Annotated in this window: 5 protein-coding genes and 1 tRNA gene; 3 read left to right on the top strand and 3 right to left on the bottom strand. The window is 42.9% G+C overall.

Annotated elements, in window-relative coordinates; all coding sequences use genetic code 11:
* Window positions 1-1,067: 1,067 nt before the first annotated feature.
* The 3 genes from parC to KW136_RS00930 form a co-directional block, all read right to left on the bottom strand.
* Window positions 1,068-3,389 (bottom strand): DNA topoisomerase IV subunit A, encoded by a 2,322-nt coding sequence (gene parC, locus KW136_RS00940; RefSeq protein ID WP_216796526.1) that lies wholly within the window; start codon window positions 3,387-3,389, stop codon window positions 1,068-1,070.
* 78 nt (window positions 3,390-3,467) lie between these two features.
* Entirely contained in the window at window positions 3,468-5,456 is a 1,989-nt protein-coding gene (locus tag KW136_RS00935) for a DNA topoisomerase IV subunit B (protein ID WP_216796525.1), read from the bottom strand.
* 128 nt (window positions 5,457-5,584) lie between these two features.
* The gene (locus KW136_RS00930) at window positions 5,585-7,555 is read right to left on the bottom strand and encodes an ATP-binding cassette domain-containing protein (protein ID WP_216796523.1); all 1,971 of its coding nucleotides are present in this window, start codon (window positions 7,553-7,555) and stop codon (window positions 5,585-5,587) included.
* A 491-nt stretch (window positions 7,556-8,046) separates the two neighbouring features.
* Here KW136_RS00930 and KW136_RS00925 point away from each other — a divergent pair.
* The 3 genes from KW136_RS00925 to KW136_RS00915 all read left to right on the top strand — a co-directional run bounded on the left by KW136_RS00925 (window position 8,047) and on the right by KW136_RS00915 (window position 12,210).
* Window positions 8,047-8,121 (top strand) — tRNA-Arg (locus tag KW136_RS00925).
* 818 nt (window positions 8,122-8,939) lie between these two features.
* Window positions 8,940-10,814, top strand: coding sequence for a glycosyltransferase (locus KW136_RS04200; RefSeq protein WP_216796521.1), 1,875 nt, complete (start codon window positions 8,940-8,942; stop codon window positions 10,812-10,814).
* A 1,132-nt stretch (window positions 10,815-11,946) separates the two neighbouring features.
* On the top strand, window positions 11,947-12,210 hold the full coding sequence (locus KW136_RS00915; protein WP_216796518.1) for a double-stranded DNA-specific endonuclease: 264 nt from the start codon (window positions 11,947-11,949) through the stop codon (window positions 12,208-12,210).
* Window positions 12,211-14,008: the final 1,798 nt, after the last annotated feature.

Genomic DNA, 14,008 nt, shown 5'->3' with positions numbered 1-14,008 from the left:
ATATAAGGGTTTTATTGCTTTTTAAAACAAAAGTGCTGCAGTAATACATGCTGTGCAATTATAGGTATTTGAGAAACGCTCTCATGTTCTAAATGAATTACATTGCTATCTACTAACCTAGTGAGGCATTATTTTAGCGCAGCAAGCAACTATTCAATGCACGTGATCGTCTAAATCTTATTTTACTGGTATAGATAACTCTTTATCTGGGGCCGGCCTTAATAATCGCAGTGAACGCCACCATTCTACAATACACTATAGATCGCTACTACGCACATCAGGTTTACTGCCGAGATATATTTTAAGCAACTTGATGAGGCCAATGTACATATAACCCACTGCATAATACCTAACTAACTTAGTTATTGCTATCGTAACCAGAGCACTAATACCTCTAATAAGCTGATAGCTTACTTCGTTTAATATTTAGCGTTATTTAACCTAGTTCTTAAGGCCACCATCTAAGTGGTAGACAAGACTGACATTTTTGCCTTATGTTGCACTAGTGAACTTATACATAGTATGTACTTCATGCTATGTATATTAAATTTAAGATATTTTTTCCGCAACCTCCTGAGTATTTCTAATAGTAGATTTACTATTATTTTTGTACTATAGTGCAATTTTATTGCAGTATTTTAGATAGGAAAACGCTTTTTTACTTATATCTAGCCAGATACATTACAGATACATTCCTAGTATACTGCGTAGTATTTTGATTGCTGCTGATCATTATGCGGTGCGATCTCAAGATGCGAGAATAGTGGCCTAATTTAAAAATAAATATATAGATATGATAAACATCAATGCCTATTAAATCCAACATAGCCAGGACTAACCTAGTTAGTCCCAGTAATTATTAATAAAGTTAGCATTTAGTATAATTTTATAACGTGTTAGATTCTAGCTAAATCGATTCAACTAGAAGAGCTAGACGGAGACTAAATCAGTCAATATCGAGTAAAATTTTGCTATATGCTGGATGTCGGCGATCGTAAAAATTCCTTTAATAAAGATAGCGCTTAAACACGCTTGCTCTTTTCTAAACTGCATAGAGTGCCTCTAGACTATACCGAAAATATGCCTAACACTTTAAACTTAACCGCTAGTATCTTACCGTGATCCGCTCGCATGCTGACATAGGGAGCAAGAGTATTACCAACTAACCTCTTCTGCCGTGGTACTCCACTTCGACTAACGCCGCTGAGCATTAGCCCAGTTTGACTAATCCCCAGAACCTGAAGCAACCGCACATTGTCATCTTCTGCAAGTAATGCCGTGCCGCGTCCACCGTTTGATAACGTTTTGATTTCGTTTAAACTAAATACTAACAGCCGAGTCTCGCCCTTTGGGCAAAGTGCTAGGCAGGCAATCTGTAAAGTATCCGGACAGACGGGCATTGGCGCGAGTGGCTTCGAGCCGGCAGTGGTTGTCATAAATAACTTGCCGGTCTTCATGCGGCTGACCATATCAGCAACCCGCGCGATAAAACCAAAGCCATTGCTAGATGCGAGCAGTAATAGCTGTTCGAGCGGCGCAGCAAAATAGTGAAGTAGATGTGTTCCAGCTTCTAACTTAATTAAAGAAGTGACTGGAACACCATCGCCTCGCCCGCTGGGCAGTGACGCAACCGGCACTGAATAGACACGGCCATTACTTCCCAATACTACTAGTATATCAATTGTTTGGCATTGGAAGGCCGAATATAAACTATCGCCAGCCTTGAATGTAAAATCTTCCTTGTCTAGCCCATGCCCTTTCAGTGTATAGACCCAACCGCACTGCAAGACAATAACAGTTACTGGTTCATCAACGATGCGTTCTTCGCATATTGCATGCTTATCCTGCTGTATCAGTGTTCGCCGAGTATCGCCGAACTGCTTTGCATCGGCTCGAATCTCCTTAATAATTAACTGCTTCATCGTCACGTCACTACCTAGCAACTCCTCGAGCTGAGTCTTTTCGCTATAAAGCTCACTCAACTCCTTTTCAATCTTATTTTTTTCTAGTCGTGCTAATTGGCGAACACGGATATTGAGAATGTCGTCTACTTGCTGATTCGATAATCCAAAGGTTGCTACAAGTGTTGCTTGCGGTTCGTCCAGCGAGCGAATGACCCCCATCACAGCATCTAAGTTTAGGAAGACAGTCATTCGTCCTTCTAGGATACAAATCCGATCTTGCACTTTAGATAGCTTAAACTGTGTTCTTCGGGCCACAATTTCAAAGCGGTAGCCAATCCATTCTCGGAGAATCTCGATCAGCCCTTTTTGCTGAGGCCGACCATTAGTACCAATCATTACTAAGTTAATTGGTAAACTAGACTCTAAGCTCGTATACGTAAGTAATGTATTAATAAAGTCGGCTTGATCAATGCGACTAGACTTTGGTTCGAATACAAGCCGTACTGGTGCATCCCTACCAGATTCATCCCGCACTGTATGAAGTAGTTTAAGCAGACTCCGCTTACTTCTCAGTTGTTCTGGCGTTAGTGTTTTCTTGTGAACTTTAAACTTTGGGTTAGTTAACTCCTCAATCTCCTCAAGCAGCTTCTGCGACGAGGTTCCGGGTGGTAGCTCCTTGATCACTAGTTGCCACTGCCCACGTGCTAATAACTCCTCGATCTCCCACCGAGCGCGTACTCTGAGGCTACCGCGACCGCTTTTGTATAATAAAAAAATTTCCTCCGGGCTCGAGATAATCTGACCCCCTCCCGAGAAGTCCGGGCCCGGCATTCTCTCTAAGAGGTCTATATGATTTAGATTTGGATTACATATTAGCTGGATAGCGGCCTGCGCTACCTCATACAAGTTATGCGACGGAATCTCTGTAGCCATACCGACTGCAATGCCAGATGCTCCATTAAGCAATACGAACGGTAAGCGCACTGGCAATGACACAGGTTCCTTAAATGAGCCATCATAGTTAGGAATAAACTTAATCGTGCCTTCATCGATCTCATCAAGCAGCAAGTGTGCAATTGGCGTAAGTTTTGCTTCGGTATAACGCATTGCTGCTGGGCAGTCTCCATCTCGCGAGCCGAAATTTCCCTCTCCGTCAATCAGCGGGTAGCGCATCGAGAAATCCTGAGCTAGCCTAACCAGGGCGTCATACGCAGCTGAATCGCTATGCGGGTGGTACTTTCCAAGAACGTCGCCAATCACACGAGCCGACTTAACTGGCTTCGCATTAGCGGTTAGTCCCATCTCATGCATTGCATATAGAATACGACGTTGCACTGGCTTCTGACCATCGGTCACATTAGGTAGGGCGCGACTTTTAACAACAGATACCGCATAGTTAAGATATGCGTGCTCAGCATAATCGCCTAGCGTCAGGTACTTGACATCCGAAGAAATCGAGGTATCTAATTCTAATTTTTTACTCATTTGGTGAAAGTCACAGACTTAATCCCTCCGAATAGCATGCGTATTAGCTACCCTATAAAGTCATATGTACACTCTATCTTAAATACTCACCCGTGCTTCGCTACCCTTTTCCTCGAGCCATATACGCCGTGCAGCGGCTTCTCCCTTGCCCACCAGCATCGTCATGCGCTTGATAGTTTCCTCAAAATTTAGGTAGCCTAGTTGTATAGGCATCAGCCGACGGATATCTGGGTTCATCGTAGTATCCCATAACTGGTCGGCATTCATCTCACCTAGCCCTTTAAAGCGCGAAATACTCCACGCGGAGCTAGGTATGCCATCTTTACGTAGCTTATCTACTACTATCTCGAGCTCACCCTCGTCTAGCGCATATAGTTTCTGAGATGGCTTTTTACCCCGCGCCTGCGTATCTACTCTAAATAACGGAGGCCGTGCTACATATACATGACCCCGATCAATAAGTTGAGGGAAATGGCGAAAAAATAGTGTAAGCAATAGTACCTGGATATGCGAGCCATCTATATCCGCATCCGCTAGGATACAAATTTTGCCGTAACGTAAGCGCGAGAAATCAAGTGTATCATTGCTTGCGTGCGGATAAATACCAATTGCCACAGCTATGTCATGCACTTCATTATTTGCAAAAAGGCGCTCACGCTTAGTCTCCCATGTGTTCAAAATTTTGCCACGCAGCGGCAGAATCGCCTGGAATTTTTTATCGCGCCCCATTTTCGCAGAGCCTCCCGCAGAATCTCCCTCGACCAGGAATAACTCATTCCGCGCTACGTCATGAGATTCGCAATCAACTAACTTGCCCGGTAGTATTGCTATACTACAACTTTTACGCTTTCCGATCTTCTGTCCGGTACTGATACGTACCTGCGCCTGCTTAATAACTAATTCGGCTAACTTACGCCCATGCTCGACATGCTCATTAAGCCATAGCTCTAGACTTGATCGCACTAATAAAGATACCAATCGAACCACATCCCGGTTATTAAGTTTCCCCTTAATCTGGCCCTGGAATTGTGGATCAAGCACTTTTACTGATAGTACGAACGAGACTCGTGCAAACACGTCTTCAGCGAGAAGTTTAACGCTTTTGCGGCTCAAGTTATGAAGCTGAACAAAGCTCTTAAGAGCTTGAAAAAGACCATCACGCAGCCCAGACTCATGGGTGCCACCCGCCGGTGTCGGAATCAAATTAACATACGACTCCCGTAGGAGCGGACCCTCCTCGACCCATGCAATAGCCCACGATGCGCCTTCGCCCTGAGCGAACGTGTTATTAGTCATGCGCAACGATTCAGCGTATCGCTCACCCTCAAATATCGGGATCAACGTAGCATAGCTAGCCAAACCTTCTAGCAAATAGTCCCGTAGCCCATCCTTATATTTCCATGACTGCTGCTCCCCAGTTTTTTTGATGCTCAATACCATCTCAGTGTTAGGCAGTAGTACCGCTTTGGCGCGTAATAAACACTGTAGTTCAGATTGCGGTACATTAGCCGAGTCGAAGTATTTCGGGTCGGGCCATATAGTTATACGAGTTCCGGATTTCTTATCCACACGGCTATCGGCCTCTCGCACAGCGAGAGGCCGCACAACAGTGCCATGAGAGAATCCAATCTCAGCCACCTTACCATCCCGCCATACAGTGACATCAAATCGATGCGATAACGCATTGGTTACAGATGCACCAACGCCATGTAAGCCTCCAGAGAAGGTATAAGCGCCACCAGTAGTTTTATTAAACTTACCGCCCGTATGCAACTGAGTAAAAACAATTTCCAGCACTGTCCCGCCCCCTTCTGGATAGGGGCCAAATGGAATACCTCGCCCGTCATCCTCAACGCTGACTGCATTGTCAGTATGCAGCGTTACGACTATTTTTGAGCCAAATCCGCCTAAAGCCTCATCCGAGGCATTATCAATAACTTCTTGCACGATATGCATAGGATTCTGCGTTCGCGTATACATTCCTGGTCGTTGTTTTACTGGCTCGAGTCCCGTAAGAACTTTAATTGATGTTTCGCTATATGCGGGACTATATTTTCTTGTGGCCATATTGCCAATAAATACCGTTATTATTGTGGATTAGCATGAACAATTCGTTTTTCAGGCTCCACTAAATAATCCACTTATCATAAAAAGCTGCTGGGACTGGGATAGGGGTAGTTCCCGATAGAATTATTTTACCGATTGCTGCGCTTAGATTCTAGAATCTGCCAGCGCTCTAGCTTAGCTAATAGTTCGTCGTCGATAGCCGCATAGTGCTCTGTGAGTCTAATGCTCTCCGCTGGGTCTGTTTCGAAAATAGACCCATCTTTCGTTAGACGGGCACTAATAGACTGCTGCTTTGTTTCGAGCTGCGCAATCCAATCCGGCAACGCATCAAGTTCTCGTTGTTCGTTAAACGTTAACTTAACACTACGCTTCTCTTTTCGTCCTACGACAGCACCGGGGGCGTCATGTAAAGTGCTTTTATTCAGTGTAGGCTTGATATTCATACTAGTCTTTACCGGCGACTCGGCGTTGGCTTCCGATAGCGAATGAGCGCGCGTTGACTGTACCTGCCAGTCCCAAAAATTGCCGATATACTGGCGCCACTGACCGTTTCCTTCTGCTGCGATCACAGATGTGACTACGTTATCTAAAAATGCTCGATCGTGGCTTACGAGTAGAACTGTTCCAGTATAGGCAATTAATAACTCTTCGAGCAATTCTAGGGTTGGAATATCTAGATCGTTGGTTGGCTCGTCTAGGACTAATATATTTGCAGGCCGCGCGAAGAGCCGGGCTAGCAATAGCCGGTTGCGCTCACCACCGGATAATGATTTTACTGGCGAAACGGCGCGTTCTGGCGAAAATAAGAAATCGCCTAGATAGCTTATTACATGCTTACGAGTACCGTTTATCTCCATCCACTCGCCGCCAGGACTAATCGTATCTATAAGGCTACGTTCGGGGTCTAACTGTACGCGCATCTGATCGAAGTATGCGATATGCAGATTCGTACCGATATGTACTCGTCCTTTATCGGGCATAACCTCGCCGAGCAGTAGCTTGAGTAGCGTAGTTTTACCCACCCCGTTTGGGCCGATAAATCCAATTTTATCGCCGCGCATTACTGTAGTCGAGAAATACGAAATGACCGAATTCTTACCGTAGCGCTTGCTTACATCAATAAGTTCGGCGATGATCTTGCCGGATCTATCAGATTGACTAATATCAAGACGAACATTATCCTGTACCCTGCGGCGCTTTGCTCTATCATTTCGCATCTGAACAAGGCACGCGATACGCCCAGCGCTGCGAGTTCGGCGGGCTTCGATACCCTTACGTATCCAAATCTCTTCTTGGGCAAGCAGCTTGTCAAGCTTTGCATTCTTAATGACTTCCTCATCAAGATACTTCGTCTTACGAGCTTGATACGCTGAGAAGTTGCCCGTATAAGATATTAGGCGTCCGCGATCGAGTTCGACAATACGGGTGGCGATGTGATCTAGGAATACGCGATCATGCGTGACAAACAATACGCTACTACGTAGCGACAATAGTAGAGCCTCAAGCCAGCGTATCGAATCAAAATCCAGATGATTAGTTGGCTCATCTAACAGCAGAATATCACTCTGCATCACTAGCGCGCGAGCTAAAGCAACGCGCTTGAGCGCGCCGCCAGAGAGCTGGTCTACCAGCATGTTATCTTTTAAGCCCAATTGCGCGAGCGTAGCCGCAACCCGAGTGTGCCATGTCCATCCATCACGAGCATCTAGCTCGCATTGCAGTACATGCATCCGTTCTAATAATGGATGTTGAGATGGACCTTCGGGACTATCAGCAAGCGCATGTAAAACGCTGTTATATTCATCAAGCAACGTCTGAGTGTGCTCAAGCCCTTCGGCAACCGCATCAAACACACATATACCAGGGCGGAAGACCGGCTCCTGGGGTACGTAAACAGTAGTCAGAGCCTGTGCGCGGTTAATTAAACCATCCTCGGGCTTAATAAGGCCATTGATAATCTTAAGCAATGAAGACTTACCTACGCCATTACGGCCGATCAGACCCACTCGTTCGCCCGGTTCGATTAAAAAATGCGCACCGTCAAGCAGAGCGACATGGCCGAACGCAAGTTGCGCGCCAGTGATAGAAAACAGCGACATTGGAGAAGAAAAAGAATATAAAGTACCTATTGTATCGACTTGAGACAAATATCACCTAATTATAAAGCAGCATCACGTAACTGGTCGCACCAGGCAATACTGTGCTGATAATAAAGGTAATGTCTTAACAGACAGCATGTAAAAAGCTAACAACTGCAGCTGTATTTAAAGGGATTACATCACGACCTGGGTTTGTCGGATTTTCCATGAGATTTGTAACGAAGCAGACAAGGCTATCTAATACGAGTACTAATTGATATACCGAATTTTAGGAAACAGCGCATAAGCTCTATCCTATTAATATTAAATCTCAAAAACGCCAACTCTGCTATGATGTAATTATAGGAGCTATATTGGGATGTCCTAGGACTATGCTCGTGGTATCATCGGGTCGCTTAGGCTTGACGACTCTACAACATTATTGTTTAGCCCGAGTCGCATTGACTGTAAGCAAGTCTCTGTACCTCATATCATTATGATAATGAGGCTCGCTCGCCGTAGCACAATGGATAGTGCACGCGCCTCCTAAACGTGGGATCCAGGTTCGATTCCTGGCGGCGGGACCATGTTACCTAGCATCGTAACAAAATAATATGGATGACCTGTTATTTTTCAAACGCATGAACATTATTTATATAGTTTTTGTACACTATTCCGTATAGGGGCTATACGCGGCACCGCTTAAAAGCAGCGCGAGGCATTTTGTGTAGGCAGATATCTACAGCGTACTGTAGAGCCTCTAAAAAGCATCTAAACGCATGATCTAGTCTAGGTCGGTAACCTCAGTGCTACCCCAAGTTATCTAAACCTCTTCTGATGTCTAGCAAGATGACGGCTTGATTAAAATCGTATAATTTACTACATACAGATGAAGCTACACACTCAGCGACTAAGCGGCTAATATAGTGCGCTATGATACCACATAATGGGCATCGATTGAAGACTTAAATTCGCTTAAGTCAGCATGGTCAGCTTCTGGTAAGCTTCTGGTAAATTTGACCAGAACAAGTACTTTATAGCTAGCTTTTATCAGACAGATCTGACATGTCAAATACGTTATATTTAGTACGTCTGTTCTAGAGCTAACACGATTATCTTTTATAACATAGCTGCCACTAATAACGTCACAACCTTGTTTAGGTTATTATTAGTGATCTTATCTAGATTCGCTATAGTATCGTTGAAGTATTTTAATAACATGACATCGCCAGAACCTAGCTATTGAGTAAGTTAGTATTAGCCAATAGTTCAGGAAACTATTGTATCAGTCATGCAGCGCACTAATAACTGGTGCTATATAGCATTATATATATACTTATGTAGTACTAGTTATATCTTTGATTTTATTACTATTGCTATTTAAATTTCGTCCCCGTTATAGCATATGACTGCGTATCGCGAAGCGCTCAGCGTTATTATTATCACCCTTAATGAGGCCCATGACATTGGGGCATGTCTGTCGGATGTGAGTAGCTTGGCTGATGAGATTATCGTCGTCGACGCTGGTAGTACCGATGCAACTGTAAAGATTTGCCAGTCTTTCGGCGCACTAGTCGTTACAAAAGATTGGCTGGGATTTGGGCCCCAGAAAAACCGAGCGCTAGCGCTTGCGGGCAAGCCGTGGGTCCTTTCATTAGATGCGGACGAGCGCGTAACGACACAGTTAAAGGAATCGATTGAAGAGGTGCTAGCTGGTCGAGACCAATCTAGCTGTATAGCCTATGCGATATCCCGCCGTTCGCAATTCTGCGGCTGCTGGGCTAATTACTCTGGCTGGTCACCGGATTGGGTAGTCCGGTTATTCCGACGTGATGCAGCTAGATTTTCGGATAATATTGTACATGAGCGACTAATATTTGAAGGCTCTACTGGGCGCCTTAATGGCCAATTACTGCATTACAGCTATCGCTCTAGAAAAGAGGTGGAAGATAAAACAATAGCTTATGCGCGCGCTGCTGCTAAAACATTACGCACGCGTCGTATTGGTGCATTGCTTCCCTTTATGCATGGTGGCTTTGCTTTCGTGCGTACGTTTATGTTACGAGCTGGGTTCCTTGATGGATTAACAGGCCTGGGTATTGCGCGAATGAATGCTCGCTCGACGTTCTTAAAGTACTACTATGCGCGGCGTGTAGATCCCACGATACGAGACAGTAACAATACTGACGCGATTCATGGAACCTGGCAGGGTCTGCGTATTGGGCTATCATGCCAAGCGTTAGGCCATTCGGGGGGGCTTGAGCGCTATGTCCGTGACATCATTGGTGCAATGGCTAGGCGGCAGATTTATCCTATTGTCTTCGCTAGAAAATTTGATAAGACACTACCTGAGTATAGTCTTGTCGACATACAAACTATTCGGGTTAACTGGATGCCACGCGCACTACGTGATGCGGCGTTTTCATGGCGGTTACAAGCTCGTCGTGTACGCAGTCAGATTGATATCGTAATTGCCTGCAATCGGGTAGACTCAGGCGACATTGTTATATGCGGTGGAACGTATCCGGGCGCATTACGCTATGGGCGAAATAAGCCAAAGTGGAATGATGGCTGGCAAATTGCACTGGAGCGCAGAATCTATCAAAACGCAGGCGTAATCATTGCGCACTCTAAAATGCTGGAGCAAGAAATTCATCAGCATTTCGGAATCGACCTAGATAAGATTCATGTCATCTATCCTCCAGTACGCAGCGACCGCTTCATGCCGATGATACCGTCACAGCGTGAGGCAATGCGCGCGCAGCTAGGTATTCCAGAAGGACATGCTGTATTTGTATTTGTGGCTAATACCGGAAAAGGATTTGAGCTATTGCGAGCATACTTCAGGGCAACTAGTAAGCCGATCCTACTTTTAGTTACAGGTCGCCCTCCTGCTGATCTATCACCGAATATCCGCTCGCTTGGCTATCGTACGGATATGCAGTACGTGTTCGGCGCAGCCGACTTCACAATTATACCAGCGCCTTATGAACCATTTGGACTGGTAGGAGTCGAATCGATTTTATGCGGAACGCCAGTGCTAATTGCTGGGAACGTTGGATGCTCCGAAGTTATACGAAAAGATGCGCAATGGCGCTTTTCGCACTTGAGCGCAGAAAGTTTCTCTGCCGCAATCGAACAAGCGCTCACGCACTGGCAGAGCCATACTGCACGGCTTACCCAGCCTAACGAGTACCTTTTATACGACTATGACGTAGCTTCACATACTACTCGCCTGCTAGCGTTGGCCTCGGAACTTGCAGATCATCGTTGTACATAGTGTTGCACCCCTACAGTAGTACATTAACCCTTATAGCCGCACTATGCCTTATCCTGACTAAAGCAATATGCGTAGTAAATTTTATATTTAAGCCATATTTATATATGAGTAGAGGCGTTAATATTTAGTAGCACAGGAACGATGTTATGGATAACTATGTTAGACGTTTCCTTGTGGCACTATTTGATAGGCGGTCCACTAGATCTAAGCCTGAAAATAGCAGGTAGTGCTATTAACACTACAGCAATATTTGCTAGATTGTATATGGCAATCGCCATTGGAAAGCTCGGCTTGTTCTTAACGTAAAAGTACATCGGACGCCATAATCAGATATTAAGAAATTCAATGAATAGAAATATTATTCTAATACCAGACATGAATAAGGATAATTGCTAGCTATAGTCTATATGATATAAGCACTGAGCTCATGCGTAAACTACGTATGTTCTGATTGAGAATGGCATCTAGACTTCTCTAGATGATGCGGTGCGATGCGCGGCAAGTTATAGAAGCCAAATGTTATATTTAGGCCTAGCTGGTAAAGCTCATAAAGATTACTGTACACTTCTGCTTCTATAATCAGCGTCGGGAATAATGCAGTAAAAAAGTTACTAACTGGTATAAACTGGAGTATATCTAGCATAGGCACTAACATTTTCTCTGCCCGCTAACTTTTAATAAAAGCATACCGAAAAAGCACGAACACGAACGAGACTAGAATCGCTATGATGCATCCTGTATGTAGTGCATAGCGTATATTTAAAGATAATAGATTAGGTTTAGAGAAATCTTGCAGGCCTCTTTAGATCGATGCTAACTCCATCGGCTGCTTGCAGCTCATCGCGACTATTAAGATGCCGTATATTTAACAGATCTAAATAAAAACTAAAATTGAAACTAAAATTGATTAAAATCCTAGTGTTTGGAATATAGATAGGTAGCCTGCCCGCAGCAAGATTGCTATAAAAACATAACCCATCTTAAGACTTGTTTTACTATTGCCCTGATGCCGCATGGGCTGCGACGCATTTTAATAAGGTTAGCTAAACTAATTACATTCTGTGACGAACACCTAGCTTATCGATTAAGAACCGTTATCATGATAGGCTATTAAATAAATGCAGGGGGCTACATGAAGGGAAATCTCGTCATTATCTGCCGTGACCAAGACGCTCATGAGTTCGACACATTAATGAGCGAATATGGCGTCTTCCAGACTAGATTAGCATCAACTGCGTGGTATCTGAAATTTGACGAGTCGCCCGAAGTAATCCAGGATGAGATCCTGGCACGACTAGGTAAATACACCACGCACTATATCTTTGAAGCCAATAGCGTAACGTACAATACGATCGATAGTGAAGCTGCTGCCGCATTAAATGCGCTATTTGGTTAAGTAACACAGATAAAAAAGTTGTGAAATGCGTAAGCCTACTACCCTTATAGTAGTCAATCTAGCATTCAACGTTTGGATGGTGCGGAAAATAATCGACGGTTACTAACCTGGGGGGCTTACTATAACTCTTAAGGATGTTACATCCAAACATACGAAGTGGCACCCTATCTATCTAGATTAATGTCCCAGAGCAAAATCCTAAACCCTGATTACTGATCTATAAATAATAAGACCACACCACTATTTATGCTATTTCTATTGCTATAAATAGCATACTGCAGATATTTTTTAGGAAATTAGTCTGTAGAGACTTATTCTTTCTTGGCATCGGAGAAGAAATTTTGGGGCTTTTATTCAGGTTTATAGAGAAAATATACGCCGATCTCTACACTGCAACATCAGTCTAAATCATACAAATATTATGTTTGTCTAAACTCATAATTTATGGAGGATTTTTATCATCATATGAAAACGAAAAAATCGTATAGCGGATATAGATTATCCATCTAATATTTTAATAATTTTGATGCATATCTTTTTACTGTATATTATAAATAGTTCTATTTGGAAGGTAGCCTACACTTTATACAGTAATTGTCAAAAAGAAAATTCAACAGGTATCCTGTCAGGATGACCTAATATTTTAACTCAAGTTAGAGTACACATATTATACATAATTTATCGTCAACCCCGTAGTGGATCTGTGTACCTAGCAATAAGCGATTCTTGAATTCCAATGCTTAATATCCAACAATTAATACTCGAATCCAGCATAAGTGTGGTTGCTTACTAAAAAACACTAGCAGATATTTGATATACTCGCATACAGCTTTAATTAAAAACATTAATTTCTTTTATGGAATCGTGTGCTTAATATTAATACTCTTTAGATAAATCACCTATAATAATATAGGTATATAGGTAGTAGCATACTAATTACTAGTTATGCTAGTGCGCAGTGATTTATCTATCTGTATACTACTAGGCAAGTACAAATTAGTGTTATAACATGTAGCAACATTCAGAACCTGCATATTAATTCTCTTAATTCGCGTAGTCTTATCCCTAAACTTACAAAAAGCTTATGCTGTTTACTAGGAGTGAAACTCTATTAATATAGTCACCTAATCCTAACTTAGCCCCTCTAAAAAAATAGTTAATATTAATAATAATAAAGATGGCATACTTCAAGCTGGTCTACATAAGGTATTATTAAGTTAAGAAGATGGATTAATTTCAGATTCAACCCTCCTTCCAGGAACTAAGTATCTATAGTACTCGAACTGTGGTAACTGTCTTAGTATGATTATGGATTAAGTAGTTATAGATAACATATACCGTCACTAACCGCGTTATAGATGCAATATATTCCATGAATATTAGATATTATGCATTAGCGGGGTGGTATTATAGCTAATAACTGCTACGCTACCATCGTAGCATAGCCTGCGCTTCTAGCGCATACGTACATTTAGTAAATATTGCTTTCTATAGCCAGAACTTGAGTAAGTGCTAGCACTTACTGTTTACATAACATTACTTATTTAGTTATTACTAATATAATGACCTTTCGCTTTTATATCATGGCTTACCTACACTTTATTAATAAAAACTAGGCACTGTATAAAAAATCGTATTGCTACTATTGATAGTATAAATTTTACTAAATATAGATAAATAATCCGCAATGAAGCATACTAAAATTACCAAAAAATAGTAAGATAGATCTATACGGAATTACACGGAAATTACTATTAAGCCAGAGATTGTTATCTAGCTTCGCTAAACAACACGATGC

This window comes from Candidatus Vallotiella hemipterorum, assembly GCF_910593725.1.
Lineage (GTDB): Bacteria > Pseudomonadota > Gammaproteobacteria > Burkholderiales > Burkholderiaceae > Mycetohabitans > Mycetohabitans hemipterorum.
The sequence above is the reverse complement of the archived record's forward strand: the minus strand, read 5'-3'. Positions and strand labels throughout refer to the sequence as shown.

Bases quoted from the DNA above. Each gene is read 5' to 3' on its own strand.
- parC (WP_216796526.1), bottom strand. From the start codon at position 3,389: ATGAGTAAAAAATTAGAATTAGATACCTCGATTTCTTCGGATGTCAAG.
- KW136_RS00935 (WP_216796525.1), bottom strand. From the start codon at position 5,456: ATGGCCACAAGAAAATATAGTCCCGCATATAGCGAAACATCAATTAAA.
- KW136_RS00930 (WP_216796523.1), bottom strand. From the start codon at position 7,555: ATGTCGCTGTTTTCTATCACTGGCGCGCAACTTGCGTTCGGCCATGTC.
- KW136_RS04200 (WP_216796521.1), top strand. From the start codon at position 8,940: ATGACTGCGTATCGCGAAGCGCTCAGCGTTATTATTATCACCCTTAAT.
- KW136_RS00915 (WP_216796518.1), top strand. From the start codon at position 11,947: ATGAAGGGAAATCTCGTCATTATCTGCCGTGACCAAGACGCTCATGAG.